Genomic DNA, 15,150 nt, shown 5'->3' on the forward strand with positions numbered 1-15,150 from the left:
TTTGAACGGCCTTTTTAGACTCGCGGGGGGGATGCACCCTGAGCGACATCAAACAAGCAATGCAGTGGGGAAGTGATGGCAATACTCACGCCAATCGAGAATGAAGGTTATATTCACTTCGACGAGGATGCCAGCAAGCAAGCGGGCACCGAGCTCGCTGAAGCTTATCAGACTGGCGCCCCCTTTCCTCACATCGTGATGGAAGAATTCCTGCCGATGCCATTTCTGCGCAGCTTGCTCGGCGAGTTTCCTGACACAAGCGACAAAAGCTTCTTCGATCGCGACCAGGAGCGGTTCAAGGTGCAGCTTCCGCCAAGCCAGATTCCCGGCGCCCGACTGCGCAATCTTGTCACAGAGCTGAACAGCCCAGCCGTGCTGCGCTTCCTGCAGGCGCTGACTGGCATCAAGGGGCTCATTCCCGATCCATATTATATGGGTGGGGGTTTGCACGAGACGCGCAGCGGCGGCCATCTGGGCGTTCATGCCGATTTCAACATTCACAAGCCCCTCAAGCTTGAGCGGCGCCTCAACCTGTTGATCTATCTGAACGACGACTGGCAGGATGATTGGGGTGGCCATCTTGAACTGTGGGATAAAAAGATGACGAAGTGCGAACACCGGATCGCGCCGGTGCTCGGACGCGCAGTCATTTTCAACACGTCGCTCGACAGCTTCCATGGGCAGCCCGACCCCGTTCGCTGCCCCCCTGATCGCGCACGGCGGTCCATTGCCACCTATTACTACACCGCGAGCGAAGAGGGGCTGAACAAACTCCCGCAGCGGACCACGGTCTTCAAGACGCGGCCCGGCACGACCGACCGGGAGGATCTTGCGGTCCGGTTCGACCATTTTCTGAGAGACTGGGTGCCGCCGCGCCTCTACCCCTTTGCAACCAAGTTCAATCGTTTCAAATGAAGCTGCGGTACGGCAAGTCCGCATCAGCGGGAGATCGTCTGTCGGGTCGACCTGGATTTGCCGCTGGTCGGCCTTTGACAGCAAGGAACGGGATCGCCTGACGGCATCCCGGCGGAGAGGCACCCATGATCGGCTACACGACGGTGGGCACCAATGACCTGCAGCGCGCCATGGCCTTCTATGATGCGCTGTTCGGCAGTGTCGGCATCCGGCGGTTGCTGGAGCTGCCGCATATCGCGGCCTGGGGCGCCAGCTGGAGCAAACCGATGTTTGGCGTCGCCAAGCCCTTCAATGGCGGACCAGCGACCCCCGGAAACGGGGCGATGGTCGCCATGGGCCAGCGCACGCGGGAGAAGGTGCGGCGATTGCATGGCAAGGCCATCGAAATGGGCGGGGTGGATGAAGGCCCGCCTGGTCTGCGCAGTGCCGATGGGAGTCAGGCCTTCTACGCCGCCTATGTGCGTGATCTCGATGGCAACAAGCTCTGTTTCTACTGCGTCGGCCCCGGCGAAGGCGATGCTGAGGCAGCCGCCGCGGCCGGCTAGATCCGCAAACACGCCCCGACGGTCAGAATTTTCCGGGCGACCTGGCCTGCGCTTGTGCTAACGGCGCGCCATGCTGACCATCAATGATATCACCGTGCGGCTGGGGGGCCGTGTCATTCTCGATGCCGCGAGCGCGGCATTGCCGCCGCGGTCGCGGGTCGGCCTGATCGGCCGCAATGGCGCCGGCAAGTCCACCCTGATGAAGACGATCATCGGGGAACTCGACCCCGATGGTGGATCGGTCGACATGCCGCGCGACACGCGTCTGGGCTATATCGCGCAGGAAGCCCCGAGCGGCAGCGCCACGCCGTTCGACACCGTGCTCGCTGCCGATACCGAGCGCGCGGCGCTGCTGGTGGAGAGCGAGACGTGCGAAGATCCGGACCGGCTGGGCGACCTGCACGATCGCCTGATCGCCATCGATGCCTACACCGCGCCCGCGCGCGCGGGCCGCATCCTCACGGGCCTCGGTTTCGATGAAGAGATGCAGAACCGGCCGCTCGACAGCTTCTCGGGCGGGTGGAAGATGCGCGTCGCGCTGGGCGCCCTGCTCTTCTCCGAGCCGGACCTGCTCCTGCTCGACGAGCCATCCAACCACCTCGACCTCGAAGCGACCTTGTGGCTGGAAAGCTTCCTTAAGGAGTATCGCGGCACGGTGCTGGTCATCAGCCACGAGCGCGACCTGCTCAACAATGTCGTCGACCATATCCTGCATCTGGAAGGCGGCAAGATCACGCTGTATCCGGGCGGCTACGATGCCTTCGAGCGGCAGCGCGCCGAGCGGCTGGCCCAGCTCGAATCGGCCCGCGAGAAGCAGGCGGCGGAGCGTGCCAAGCTGCAGGATTATGTCGCCCGCAACAGCGCGCGCGCCAGCACGGCCAAGCAGGCGCAATCACGGGCCAAGGCCCTGGCCAAGATGCAGCCCATCGCCGCCGCGCTGGAAGATCCCAGCCTGTCCTTCGACTTCCCCGATCCCGAAGCGCTACGCCCGCCGCTCATCACGCTCGACATGGCGGCAGTCGGCTACAATGAGACCCCGATCCTCCAGCGCCTCAATCTGCGCATCGACCCCGATGACCGCATCGCGCTGCTCGGCAAGAACGGCAACGGCAAGACGACGCTGGCCCGGCTACTGGCCGCGCAATTGCCGGCCATGGAAGGCGCGATGAACGCCTCGGGCAAGATGAACGTCGGCTATTTCACGCAATATCAGGTGGAAGAGCTGGATACGGAAGACACACCGCTCGAGCACATGACCCGGCAGATGAAGGGCGCCACGCCCGGCGCGGTGCGCGCGCAACTCGGCCGGTTCGGCTTTTCGGGCATAAGAGCGACCCAGAAGGTCGGGTCGCTCTCCGGCGGCGAACGCGCGCGGCTGGCGCTGGCGCTGATCACCCGCCACGCCCCGCATCTGCTGATCCTCGACGAGCCGACCAACCACCTCGACGTCGATAGCCGCGAGGCACTGGTGCAGGCGCTCAACAGCTATTCCGGCGCGGTGGTGATCGTCAGCCACGACCGGCACATGATCGAGCTGGTGGCCGACCGGCTGGTGCTGGTCGATAGCGGACTGGCCCAGCCTTTTGACGGCAGCCTTGAGGATTATACCGACTTCGTGCTGGGGCGCGGTGCCAGTGCCCCGGCGAAGGAGAGCGGATCCAAGAACGACCGCAAGGCCGATCGCCGCGCGAACGCCCAGGCACGGGAGCGCTACAAGGCGCTGCAGGCGGCTGTGAAGAAGACAGAGAAAGCGCTGGCCGATCTCACCGCCGAGCGCTCGCGGATCGATCTCGCCCTGTTCGATCCGGCAAAGGCTGGACCGCAGGAAAAGGACCGGACGATGAGCGAACTGATGCAGCGGCGCGCCAAGCTCGACGGCGCCATCGAACAGGCCGAACAGAGCTGGATGGAAGCCAGCGAAGCGCTCGACAGCCTCGACGCGGCCTGACGGGGGCGAGCCTGCCATGACCACCGCCGACCGCCTCGACGCCTATCTGGCCCGCCTCGGCCTTGAGTCGGCGCCGGCGCCCGATGCGGAGGGCCTCGCCGTTCTTCAGGCGGCGCAGCGCCGGCGCATCGCGTTCGAGAATCTGGATGTGCGCCTGGGCCGGCCGATCCTGATCGATGGGGACAGCGTGTTCGACAAGCTCGTCACCCGGCGGCGCGGCGGCTATTGCTTCGAGCAGAACCGGCTGTTTGCCGACATGCTGGGCACGCTTGGCCTGCCGGCCAGACCGCTGCTCGCGCGGGTGTTGCTCGGCGCGGCGCCCGGCGACATCCCGCCGCGCACGCATACGCTGTTGCTGCTTGAGATCGAAGGCCAGCCTTGGGTGGCCGATGCCGGATTTGGCGGCAGTTTCGTGCCGCCCCTGCCCTTGCAGGACGGCGCGGAGGCCACGACGCCGGACGGGGCCAGCCATCGCCTGCGCCGGACCGGCCAGCCCGGCGACGTCCTCGGCGAATGGCTGCTGGAGCGCGCCGGCCCGACGGCCTCCACCGACGGGCGCAGCGCTGAGACCGACGACTGGCAACCGCAATATGCGTTTCACCTCGATCCGGTGGCACGCATCGATCTGGAGCAGTGCAACCACTGGACCTCCACGCGGGCGGCCTCGCGCTTTACGACCCTGCACATTGTCAGCATCGTCCTGCCCGACGGCTTTGCCGCGCTGACCGAGCGGAGTTTCTCGATCGCGCGGGGGTCTAACCGCGAAATCCGAGATATTGCCGCTCCGGAAGAGTATCGGGCAACGCTGGCGGAGGTTTTCGGCCTCACCCTTGCGCCGGATGACGTGGCCGCGCTGCCCCTGTTTGCGCCACTTAACAGTTCGAGCGCGGCCGAATAATCGGCGTTACCTCTTACCGATGACGCGGTGCTCCTGCGGAAGCAGGAGCCCAGGGCCTCGAGGAACAGCGGTTGCGCCCTGGGTTCCTGTTTTCACAGGAACGCAAGGCGGTTCCTAGGCTTGACCGCGCCTAGCTCAATGATCGCACGATGAAGATCAGCAGCATCCCACCGAGCACCGAGCCGATGAAGCCGACCGGACGGAAGTTGCCGCTTTTGCCATCCATCAGCCCCGCGACGAAGCCGCCGATGATGCCACCGCCGATGCCGAGCAGGATCGTGGCGATCCAGCCGAGGTCCACGGCGCCGGGATAGAAGAAGCGCGCGAAGACGCCAACGATGAGGCCGACGACGATATAGCCGATGATCCGGAACATAGATGCATCCTTCCTGCCTGCGGCGTCATGAGCGCGCGCCGCTGAGCGGTTATTGCGCGGATCGGCGCGCGCCGCAACGGCGTCGAGCGCTTGCCTGCGCAGGCCAAAGGCGTATAGCGCCCGGCATCCAAACCGCCTGTCCTTGCCATTTGCCGGGAGTCTCACGCGCGCCATGACCGTGACCATCAAGACCGCCGACCTGATCGAAAGCGTCGCCGATGCGCTTCAGTTCATCAGCTATTATCACCCGATGGATTATATCCGCGCGCTGGGCACCGCCTATGAAGCCGAGCAAGGCCCGGCCGCCAAGGACGCCATTGCGCAGATCCTGACCAACAGCCGCATGTGCGCCGAGGGCCATCGCCCGATCTGCCAGGATACCGGCATCGTCAACGTGTTCGTGAAGTGGGGCATGGATTGCCGCCTCGACGACACCAGCAAGTCGCTGCAGGAGGTCGTCGACGAGGGCGTGCGTCGCGCTTATCTCAACCCCGAGAACAAGCTGCGCGCATCCGTGCTGGCCGACCCCGCCTTCACGCGGCGGAATACCAAGGACAACACGCCCTGCGTGCTGCATGTCGAGATGGTGCCGGGCCATCATGTCCATGTCGATGTCGCGGCCAAGGGCGGCGGCAGCGAGAACAAGTCCAAGTTCAAGATGATGAACCCGGCTGACAATATCGTCGACTGGGTGCTTGAAATGCTGCCGCAAATGGGCGCCGGCTGGTGCCCGCCGGGGATGCTCGGCATCGGCATCGGCGGCACGGCCGAGCATTGCGTCCACCTCGCCAAGAAGGCGCTGATGGAGCAGATCGACATGGCCAGCCTCAAGGCGCGCGGGCCGCAGACGGACATCGAGGCGCTACGCATCGAGATTTTCGACAAGGTGAATGCGCTCGGCATCGGCGCGCAGGGTCTGGGCGGGCTTGCTACGATCCTCGACGTCAAAATCCTCGATGCGCCCTGCCATGCGGCAGGCAAGCCGGTGGCGATGATCCCCAATTGCGCCGCGACCCGCCATGCGCATTTCTCGCTGGATGGCTCCGGCCCCGCCTATCTGGAAGCGCCCAAGCTCGATGAGTGGCCCAAGGTGGACTGGAAGCCGAGCGCGGAAGCGATCCGCGTCGATCTCGATGCGCTCACGCCCGAGATGGTGCAGAGCTGGAAGCAGGGCGACCGCCTGCTGCTCAATGGCAAGATGCTCACCGGCAGGGATGCCGCCCACAAGCGCATTCAGGACATGCTGGCGCGGGGCGAGCAACTGCCGGTCGAGTTCAAGGGCCGCGTGATCTATTATGTCGGCCCGGTCGATCCGGTCGGCGAGGAAGTGGTCGGCCCGGCTGGCCCGACGACCGCGACCCGCATGGACAAGTTCATGCGGATGATGCTCGACCAGGGCCTGCTTGCCTGCGTCGGCAAGGCCGAGCGCGGCCCGGCGGCGACAGACGCGATCCGCGATGCCAAGAGCGCCTATCTGATGGCGGTCGGCGGCGCGGCCTATCTCGTCGCGCGGGCGATCAAGGGCAGCAAGGTGGTCGGCTTCGAGGATCTAGGCATGGAAGCGATCTACGAGTTCGAGGTGCAGGACTTTCCCGTCACCGTCGCGGTGGACAGCGAAGGCAACAACGTCCACCAGCTCGCGCCGCTCGTTTGGCAGGAGAAGATCGCCCGGGAAGGCCTGCTGGAGAAAGCATGAACCTGACCCGGCATAGGGCGCAGCGTTGATTTCTTCGCCGATCTGGCTGCCGGCGACGCTGCTGGCCGGCCTGCTTCAGGCGTGGCGGACGGCCGTGCAGCGGCGCGTCGGGCAGATGATGTCCGTGAATGCCGCTGGCCTTGTGCGCTATCTCTACGGCCTGCCCTTCGCGGCAGCGCTGATGCTGGGCTATCACGCCCTACTGCGGGACGGGCTGTTCCCGGCCTTCTCCAGCGCCACCGTCATCTACAGCGCATTGGGGGGACTGGCGCAGATACTGGCCACCAACCTGCTGCTGATGGCCTTCCATCATCGCAATTTCGTCGTCGGCACCGCATACTCGAAGACGGAAGCTGCGCAGGGCGCCCTGCTCTCCATCCTGCTGCTCGGTGAAACGCTGAGCCTGCTGGCCTGGATCGGCATCGCCATTGGCGTGGTGGGCGTCATGCTGCTCTCCACCGGCGGCAAGCGAATGAGCGCGGGCGATTTTCTGCGCGCCCTCGGCCAGCCCGCCGCGCGCTACGGCATCGCATCCGGCTTCTTCTTCGCCCTCACGGCGATCGCCATTCGGCGCGCGACGATGGATGTGGCCACGCTCGATCCCATCTCCGCAGCGCTCACGGTGCTGGTCATCACCGTTGCCCTGCAGACGGTGATGCAGGGCGGCTACCTGCTGTGGCGCGAGCCGGAACAGGTGCGCAGGGTGTTCGAGACATGGCGCGTCTCGGGTCAGGTCGGCTTTCTCTCCGCACTCGGCTCGGCCTGCTGGTTCACCGGCTTTGCGACGGCACCGGTAGCGCTGGTGCGGATCGTCGGCCAGAGCGAGGTCGTCTTCACGCTCAGCTTTGCGCATTTCTATCTGCGCGAGCGCCTGCGCCGGAGCGAAGTGATCGGCCTGCTGCTGGTGGTGAGCGCGGTGGTGCTGGCGCTGCTCGGCGCCCGAGGTTAGGGCGACGCGCCACTAATACCGCACTGCACAACGTCATTTTAACCGCTTGTTCCTAAACCGCCCGTCGAGCGGGAGACAAAAGCGCGTGAACATGACGAACCGGCTGGAAACGACGATCTTGCATGTCGCCGAGCATACCGGCGCGCTCGGCCTGCGCACGCTCGACCTGCAGGTGGACATTGCCGAGCTGGCCGACCGCGTCACCGATCAGGCATCCATGCTCGAAACGCTCGAAGATGCCGCGATCGCGCTCGGCCATATGGGCGATGACGTAGGCGACAATGCCGATCAGGCCCGCGCGCAGGCCAGCACCGCGCGCAAGGTGGTCGATGATTCGAGCACGCAGCTTGCCTCCGCCTCGCAGAATGTGCTGGATCTGATCGATCAGGTCTCCCGCATTCACGAGCGGCTGGACGGGTTCAATCTCGCCCTTGCCAGCGTGAGCGACACCAGCAAGGTGATCAGCGGCATTGCCGGCCAGACCAACCTGCTCGCGCTCAATGCGGCCATCGAGGCCGCCCGCGCCGGCGACGCCGGACGGGGTTTTGCGGTGGTGGCGGCGGAAGTGAAGAAGCTGGCGCAGGAGACGGCCCTCGCCACGCAGCAGATCGAAGGATCGATCCGCGAATTGCGCAGCGAAGCACAGACCATGCTCGATCGAATCGCTCAGGGCGCGGAAAAGGCCAATGGTGCCCACGCCGCCTCGGGCGAGATCGCCGCGCTGGTCGCGCGGTTGCGGGATCTGATCCTCGGCCTCTCCGGCAATAGCGAGGCGGTGTCGGCCAACATCCACGCGATCCTCGGCTCGGTCGGCGAAATCCGCACCGGCCTCTCCGACCTTGCCGATGCCTCCATCGACAATGCCATCGGGCTTCAGCGGCTGTCCACGCGCGTGATCGACGTGAGCGAGGACACCAACCAGCTGCTCCAGTATCTCGCCGAAAGCGGCGTCGACATCCCGGATTCGCCTTATATCCGCTTTGCGTCCGAAGCGGCGGCGGCCATGGCCTCTGCCGTCGAGGAGGCCATCGCAGCCGGCGAGATCACGGCCGATCTGATCTTCACGGACGATTATGAGCCGCTGGCGGGCAGCAATCCGCCGCTGTTCAGCCATCCTGCCCAGACCCTGATCGCGCGGATCGCGGCAGGCTGGCGGGAGGGTGCGCGGCAGCTGCCGGGCCCGGTTGGCTTCAACTGCCTCGACCGCAACGCCTTTTGCGCGCTTGCTCTGTCCATACAGGGCATGGAGCAACCCTCCGCAGCCCTGGAGCCAGCGAGCGATCAGGGCCAGCAGGGGCAGATGCTCAATGCGCCGCACATGCGCGCGCTGGCGCGGAACACGCGACCGTTCACCGTGCGGACGAGTCGCCGCCCGCTGGCGCAGGGCAGAAGCGGGCTGTTCAAGCAGGTGGTGGCGCCGCTCTCCATTGCGGGCCAGCATTGGGGCGTCATCGAACTGATCTATCAGCCGCCGCTGGCTGCGCCGCTCACCATCGCAGCCTGAAGGCTCAGCCGCGTTGGCGCGGCACCAGATGCCAGGCGCACGCCGTCGCCATGCCGCCGCAAACCATCAGGGCCAGAGCGAGCGAAGCCGGCTCTCCCGCCGTCACGCGCGAAAAGATCGCCACGATCAGGCCGGCCAGCGCCAGTTGGACGAAACCCAGCAAGGCCGAGGCCTGACCGATGCTGTGCGGATGGGTGGACAAGGCGCCCGCCTGCGTCTGCGGCTGCACGATGCCCCAACCCATGGTGTAGAGCATCTGCGGGATGACCAGCGCGACCCATATGTGCGGCCAGGCAGAGACGGCGAGCAGCATGAGCAGCGGCCCAGTCGCCTGGAACAGCACGCCGACCCGCAAGGTGCTATCCACGCCAAGGCGACGAACGAGACGATAAGACAGGAAATTGCCCGCGATGAACCCGGCCGTCGCCAGCGAGAGCATCGCGGCATAGCCGGCGGCCGAGACGCCGAGATAGTCGATGATGACTTGCGGCGCGGCGGAAGAAAACAGCAGGATGCCGCTGTAAGCAAAGGCGTTCGCGATGATGTAGGCCATCAACGCGCGCGACCGGGCAAGGCCTGCGAGGGTGCGGAACAAGGCGCGCAGATCAAAGGGGAGCCGCTCTTCGCGCGCCAGCGTTTCCGGCAATCGCAGGGTCGTTACGATGACCAGCACACCGCCCATCACGGCCAGCGCGACCAACGGCGCACGCCAGCCGCCTGTCGCCACCAGCACGCCGCTGATGAGTGGTGCCAACGCGGGAGTGAACCCCATGATGATGCCGATCAGCGCCAGAGCGCGTGCGGCATCCTCCCGGCCAAGCTGATCGCGGACCATCGTGCGGGCCAACAGCACCGCTGCGGCCGCCCCGACGCCCTGCAGCGCACGGGCGGCAAGCAGCATCGGGAAGCTCTCCGCAAATGCCCCCAACAGGCCCGCCAGCGTAAATAGCAGCAACCCGCCGATAACCACCGGCCGGCGGCCCAGCGCATCCGCGCACATGCCGCCCAGCAGCTGCGCGATAGCGAAGCTGATCACGAACGCGCTCATCGCCGTCGGCATATGAGTGGGGTCCGCCCCGAGGCCGCTCGCAATGGCCGGCAGGGCGGGAGACACGCCCTCGATGGCGGCCGGCAAGGTCGCCGTCAGCGCCGCCAGCAGCAGGACGTGGCCGAGCGGGAGATGCGACGGTGCGGACGCGCCGGGCGCCGCGACCCCGGGCGCCGCCTTGGAAGGATGATCGGTCAAAATGGGGGTCCGTTCAACTGTTGCCGGGGCTGTCCAGCTTGCCGAACCGCGCCTCGAAGCCGGCAGTGTCGCCGCGCGCCAGGAAGCCGGCCTGCTCTACCCAATTGTCGCGCACGATGCGGCCTTTGAACGTGCCCAGATTGGCATCGACCGTTGCAATGTCCGCCGCGTTCCAGGCGGCGATCTGGTCGAAGCGGGTAATCCCGAGTTCTGTCAGCAAAGCGGCCAGCTTCGGCCCGACGCCCTTGAGGAGACGCAGATTGTCCGGCGCACCCACCGCTGCGGGGATGCCGATGGCGTTTGGGGCCGTGTTGACTTGAGCTTGAGCCGGAGCCGGAGCCGGAGCGACCGGAGCAGCAGCAACCGATACCGGGGCCTCTGCGGCAACCTGCGGCTCGTGCTTGCCCTCGAATTTATGCACGACTTCCTCGGCGATGTTGCGTGCCGCTTCCGTCACCGCGCCCACGGCGGTGGCCGAGGTATCGATATGGTCCGCCGCTCCGAATCGTGACCGGAAAACCCACACCAGCAGAATGATGAGCGCGATTGCGCCGATGATCATGATGATGCCTTGGGACATGCCGACAATCCTCTGTGCCTGACTCTTCGCCCGATCCATAAGGCGGCCTCGGCGGATTTGCCAGCATCACGAGGGCGCGCATTCGGTGCACGTCGCCAGGCCCGTCCCGATGGCCGGCCTTTTCCACATCTTTATTTTTCCGGCCCGCTTTCTGCGCTTGCTTTCCGGCAAGCCCGCGCAGGACCGCGCGTCGCTGCACTGCAGCATAAGCAGACATCGCCCAACCGAGTCATTTCGTCGATGAAATGCGGCCCCGCGATCGCCATTATACCTTGCATCCGCAATCATCTGTGGCACTATCAATAGTGTTAGGGGTCCGGGGGCTACGCTATAGATTGTGCTTCGTGATGTTCTGGATAGCGCGCCAAGGCGCGTAACCCGGCGGGAAATCCCGCCGACATCCGAATTTGAGGTCTCTCCGGCCAAGGCTTGACGAAACCGAACGAAGCAAGAACATTGGGGGTTGAATCATGGAGTTTCGGGATTTGCAGGCGGAAGGTTTGGCAGAAGCAACGCTGGCCAGCGAGGGCATCATGGAGACTGTGCGGACAGGCGATGCGCCTGAAAAGGCGCCCAAGAAGGCGGCAGCATCGAACACCATCGACGCCCGCCGCTTCGATGTGGTGACCGATTCCACGCGCGATGCCCTGCTGACGGAGTTCGGCAAGGAGACGCTCAAGGATCGCTATCTGCTGCCCGGCGAATCCTATCAGGATCTGTTCGCGCGCGTCGCGGCGGCTTATGCCGACGATGAGGCGCACGCCCAGCGCATCTACGATTATATCTCCAAGCTGTGGTTCATGCCCGCGACGCCCGTGCTCTCCAATGGCGGCACCGGTCGTGGCCTGCCCATTTCCTGCTATCTCAACAGCGTGGATGACAGCCTGGAGGGCATCGTCAACACCTGGAACGAGAATGTCTGGCTCGCCTCGCGCGGCGGCGGCATCGGCACCTATTGGGGCAGCGTGCGCGGCATCGGCGAGCCGGTCGGCCTCAATGGCAAGACCAGCGGCATCATTCCCTTCGTCCGCGTGATGGATTCGCTCACCCTCGCGATCAGCCAGGGCTCGCTGCGGCGCGGCTCGGCGGCCTGCTATCTGGACGTCTCGCACCCGGAGATCGAGGAGTTCCTCGAAATCCGCAAGCCATCGGGCGACTTCAACCGCAAGGCGCTCAACCTGCATCATGGCGTGCTCATCACCGATGAGTTCATGGAAGCGGTGCGCGAAGGCGCCGAGTTCCAGCTGCGGAGTCCCAAGGACGGCAGCGTGCGCGCCACCGTCGATGCCCGCTCGCTCTTCCAGAAGCTGGTCGAGACGCGGCTGGCGACCGGCGAGCCCTATATCGTCTTCTCGGACACGGTGAACCGCATGATGCCCAAGCATCATCGTGACGTGGGCCTGAAGGTCTCCACCTCCAACCTCTGCTCGGAAATCACCCTGCCGACCGGCAAGGACCAGTTCGGCGAGGATCGCACCGCCGTGTGCTGCCTCTCCTCGCTCAACCTCGAAACCTGGGACGAGTGGAACGGCGACAAGATGTTCATCGAGGACGTCATGCGCTTCCTCGACAATGTGCTGCAGGATTATATCGACCGCGCCCCGGACGAGATGGCCCGCGCCAAATATTCCGCCGGCCGCGAGCGGTCCGTTGGCCTCGGCGTCATGGGCTTCCACAGCTTCCTGCAGGCGCGCGGCATCTCCTTCGAAGGCGCCATGGCCAAGAGCTGGAACCTGCGCATCTTCAAGCATATCAATGCCAAGGCCAACGAGGCCTCGATGGTGCTGGCGCAAGAGCGCGGCCCCTGCCCCGACGCGGCCGATCAGGGCGTGATGGAGCGCTTCTCCTGCAAGATGGCGATCGCCCCCACCGCGTCGATCAGCATCATCTGCGGCGGCACCTCGGCGTGCATCGAGCCGATCCCGGCGAACATCTACACACACAAGACGCTCTCGGGCAGCTTCATCGTCAAGAATCCCTATCTCGAGAAAATCCTCGCGGCGAAGTCCAAGGATTCGACCAATGTCTGGAACTCGATCCTCGAGAAGGGCGGCAGCGTGCAGCATCTCGACTTCCTGACCCAGGAAGAGAAGGACACGTTCAAGACCAGCTTCGAGATCGACCAGCGCTGGCTGCTCGAGCTGGCCGCCGACCGCGCGCCGTTTATCGATCAGGCGCAGTCCTTGAACCTGTTCATCCCGGCCGACGTGGAGAAGTGGGATCTGCTGATGCTCCACTTCCGCGCCTGGGAGCTGGGCGTGAAGTCGCTCTATTATCTGCGCTCCAAGTCCATCCAGCGCGCCGGCTTCGCGGGCGGCGTGGAGGCGGACAACACAGCCGAGCTCAAGAAGATCGAGCTGGGCGAGTCCACCGATTATGACGAGTGCCTCGCCTGCCAATGATCCCCCGGATCATCGGCACGTTCCGGCTCGGCCCTCTCGCCTGCCAGTAAGGAGCGGGCAACGTCCACTCAATCGATCCCATATGGGCCGGAGCGCATGGCGTCTCCGGCCCATATCTTTGGCGGGCGACGCCCCGCCTCCATGCATTGTCGCCAAATCCTCCAGCAAAGATGGTACGATCTGGCACGCCGCCCTTCAGGCAACCGAGCGCGGGGGGCGTTCGTTCAACGATATTGCGCAACGCGTTCAAGGAGACAGCATATGACCACCCGGACAGCATCGGCTCAATATGAAGGCATGGGCAAGGCCGGCAAAGGCCGCCTCACCACCCAATCCGGCGTGCTCAAGGAGCAGCCCTATGGCTTTGGCACGCGGTTCGGCGATGAGCCCGGCACCAATCCCGAGGAGCTGATCGCGGCGGCCCATGCCGGTTGCTTCACCATGGCGCTCTCCTTCGCGCTGGAGCGCGCCGGCTATGCCGACGGGTCGCTCGACACCAAGGCGTCCGTCAAGCTCGAACAGGGCGATGGCGGCTTTACGATCACCCGCTCAGACCTAGTGCTGGAAGCCACCGTCCCCGGCATCGACCCCGATGAGTTTGCGCGGATCGCGGAAGAGGCGAAGAAGACCTGCCCGGTCTCGAAGCTGCTCAATGCCGAGGTGACGCTGGAACATCGCCTGAGCTGATCCGGCACGCGGGCGCACAGCAGGACAGGTTCTGCGAGCCCTCGGAACGACCTCGCCTTCCAGCCGTTATCTCTGCCAACAAGGGCAGGACGATCAGAAAGGCAAGGACATGACTTTCGCAGGATTTCGCACACCGGCCATCGCACTCGCGGCCGCGACCATGACCCTCGCAGGGTGCAGCGATATGGGACTTGGCGGCGGCCCCGGCTATGCCTCCAACAATGATGGCTATGTGCTGGGCGCCAATGACCCGATCTATCGCGACGACCGCGGCGGCTACTATTGCCGCAAGCCGGACGGTACGCGCGGCGCGATCATCGGCGGCCTTGCCGGTGGCGTTCTCGGCAACATCATCGCGCCCGGTGGCAGCAAGACGATCGGCACGATCATCGGCGCTGCGGGTGGCGCCGTGGCGGGCCGAGCGATCGAACGCGGCGAGGTGCGCTGCCGCTAAGGCCTCGCCGGCCAACGCAAACGTGCTTCGCAAAATTTTGCAAATCAGGAGAGCATCATGCTGAAAACATTTTTCTATGGAGCGGTCGCCGCCTTCATCGGCTCGAAGCTCAAGAAGATGAACGATGAGGGACGCCTCGAGCCGTATAAGGATCGCGCGCGCAAGCGCGCTCAGGAGCTCAAGGACAAGCTGGCGGAACATCGCCAGACGTCCGAGACGGATACGGCCCGGCAGGGGATCGGCAAATCGCTGTCGTCCGACAAGGCACAAGCTAGTGCTTCGGCGTCGCCGGACGTTTCGAAGCCCGCAAAGGCCCATCCCTGGCCGGTCGATCCACAGGCCATGCCGAGCTAAGCGCTCAGTCCTCCACATAAAACGGGCGCCCGAATGGCGCCCGTTTTGCTTTGTCAGCGCCGCTCGATCAGCCTGTTGAGCTCCACCTGGCGCTGGGCGATCAATTCCGGCACCGCGTCGATTTCCTTCTCCAAGGCATCCCGCAGGCTGCAAATCTGCGCATCCGTAAGATGCTCGATGCCGATATAGCCATTCTGCGCGGATTCCATGGCGCGTATGAGCTCGTCCAGCTTGACCTGCATGGCGCTCGCATCGCGGTTCTGGGCATTCTGGATCAGGAACACCATGAGGAAGGTCACGATCGTCGTACCGGTGTTGATGACCAGCTGCCACGTGTCCGACCACTGAAAGAGCGGCCCGCTGATCCCCCATATGACGATGATGCTCAAGGCGAGAACGAAGGTGAACGGCTGGCCCGTCCAGCTCGCCATGCGGCTGGCGAAACGGGTGAAAAACATCTCGATCATATTGCGCATTCCAGCAGGGAGGATGCGGCGGATGTGTAACCGGTCGGGGTCGGGCTGGCCAGCACGCAGGCACGCACGGCCAGGTTGCTGCGCCCGCCTGTGCGCCAAGACAGAGCAGCCGAAACGCAG

At 64.9% G+C, this 15,150-nt stretch carries 15 protein-coding genes; 11 read left to right on the forward strand and 4 right to left on the reverse strand.

The features are described 5' to 3' along the window. The first annotated feature begins 75 nt into the window (after positions 1-75). The 4 genes from M2342_RS13890 to M2342_RS13905 all read left to right on the forward strand — a co-directional run bounded on the left by M2342_RS13890 (position 76) and on the right by M2342_RS13905 (position 4,306). On the forward strand, positions 76-915 hold the full coding sequence (locus tag M2342_RS13890) for a 2OG-Fe(II) oxygenase (RefSeq protein WP_264579524.1): 840 nt from the start codon (positions 76-78) through the stop codon (positions 913-915). A gap of 125 nt (positions 916-1,040) precedes the next feature. Next, positions 1,041-1,460, forward strand: a complete 420-nt coding sequence (locus M2342_RS13895) for a VOC family protein (RefSeq protein WP_264575283.1) — start codon at positions 1,041-1,043, stop codon at positions 1,458-1,460. A gap of 70 nt (positions 1,461-1,530) precedes the next feature. Further along, positions 1,531-3,408, forward strand: coding sequence for an ABC-F family ATP-binding cassette domain-containing protein (locus tag M2342_RS13900; protein ID WP_264579525.1), 1,878 nt, complete (start codon positions 1,531-1,533; stop codon positions 3,406-3,408). A gap of 16 nt (positions 3,409-3,424) precedes the next feature. Next, positions 3,425-4,306 carry an arylamine N-acetyltransferase family protein gene (locus tag M2342_RS13905; protein ID WP_264579526.1) on the forward strand — a complete coding sequence of 294 codons (882 nt, stop codon included), beginning with the start codon at positions 3,425-3,427 and terminating at the stop codon, positions 4,304-4,306. 130 nt (positions 4,307-4,436) lie between these two features. On the opposite strand, the gene M2342_RS13910 is transcribed toward M2342_RS13905, so the two are convergent. Then, entirely contained in the window at positions 4,437-4,682 is a 246-nt protein-coding gene (locus M2342_RS13910) for a GlsB/YeaQ/YmgE family stress response membrane protein (RefSeq protein WP_181560320.1), read from the reverse strand. Between the two features lie 172 nt (positions 4,683-4,854). On the opposite strand from M2342_RS13910, the gene M2342_RS13915 reads away from it, so the two are divergent. From M2342_RS13915 to M2342_RS13925, 3 genes are all read left to right on the forward strand, one after another. Next, positions 4,855-6,378, forward strand: coding sequence for a fumarate hydratase (locus tag M2342_RS13915; RefSeq protein ID WP_264579527.1), 1,524 nt, complete (start codon positions 4,855-4,857; stop codon positions 6,376-6,378). Between the two features lie 25 nt (positions 6,379-6,403). Then, complete coding sequence (locus tag M2342_RS13920) at positions 6,404-7,327, forward strand: DMT family transporter (RefSeq protein WP_264579528.1); 924 nt, start codon at positions 6,404-6,406, stop codon at positions 7,325-7,327. A 91-nt stretch (positions 7,328-7,418) separates the two neighbouring features. Further along, complete coding sequence (locus M2342_RS13925) at positions 7,419-8,831, forward strand: methyl-accepting chemotaxis protein (protein WP_264580049.1); 1,413 nt, start codon at positions 7,419-7,421, stop codon at positions 8,829-8,831. 4 nt (positions 8,832-8,835) lie between these two features. Here the strand turns inward: M2342_RS13925 and M2342_RS13930 are convergent, their stop codons facing one another. Next, the gene (locus M2342_RS13930) at positions 8,836-10,077 is read right to left on the reverse strand and encodes a multidrug effflux MFS transporter (protein ID WP_264579529.1); all 1,242 of its coding nucleotides are present in this window, start codon (positions 10,075-10,077) and stop codon (positions 8,836-8,838) included. A 13-nt stretch (positions 10,078-10,090) separates the two neighbouring features. Then, positions 10,091-10,657, reverse strand: coding sequence for a hypothetical protein (locus M2342_RS13935; RefSeq protein WP_264579530.1), 567 nt, complete (start codon positions 10,655-10,657; stop codon positions 10,091-10,093). A 533-nt stretch (positions 10,658-11,190) separates the two neighbouring features. Between M2342_RS13935 and M2342_RS13940 the strand changes: the two genes are divergently transcribed. The 4 genes from M2342_RS13940 to M2342_RS13955 all read left to right on the forward strand — a co-directional run bounded on the left by M2342_RS13940 (position 11,191) and on the right by M2342_RS13955 (position 14,554). Then, positions 11,191-13,059, forward strand: a complete 1,869-nt coding sequence (locus tag M2342_RS13940; protein ID WP_181561483.1) for a ribonucleoside-diphosphate reductase subunit alpha — start codon at positions 11,191-11,193, stop codon at positions 13,057-13,059. 261 nt (positions 13,060-13,320) lie between these two features. Then, positions 13,321-13,746 carry an OsmC family protein gene (locus M2342_RS13945; protein WP_264571026.1) on the forward strand — a complete coding sequence of 142 codons (426 nt, stop codon included), beginning with the start codon at positions 13,321-13,323 and terminating at the stop codon, positions 13,744-13,746. Positions 13,747-13,855: 109 nt separating this feature from the next. Beyond that, entirely contained in the window at positions 13,856-14,200 is a 345-nt protein-coding gene (locus M2342_RS13950) for a glycine zipper 2TM domain-containing protein (RefSeq protein ID WP_181560327.1), read from the forward strand. Between the two features lie 57 nt (positions 14,201-14,257). Continuing rightward, entirely contained in the window at positions 14,258-14,554 is a 297-nt protein-coding gene (locus M2342_RS13955; protein ID WP_264579531.1) for a hypothetical protein, read from the forward strand. A 53-nt stretch (positions 14,555-14,607) separates the two neighbouring features. Here the strand turns inward: M2342_RS13955 and M2342_RS13960 are convergent, their stop codons facing one another. Then, positions 14,608-15,018: a low affinity iron permease family protein gene (locus M2342_RS13960; protein WP_264580050.1), complete on the reverse strand. Its 411-nt coding sequence runs from the start codon at positions 15,016-15,018 to the stop codon at positions 14,608-14,610. Positions 15,019-15,150 lie beyond the last annotated feature (132 nt).

The organism is Sphingobium sp. B8D3A (genome assembly GCF_025961995.1).
In the GTDB taxonomy this organism is placed as follows: Bacteria; Pseudomonadota; Alphaproteobacteria; order Sphingomonadales; family Sphingomonadaceae; genus Sphingobium.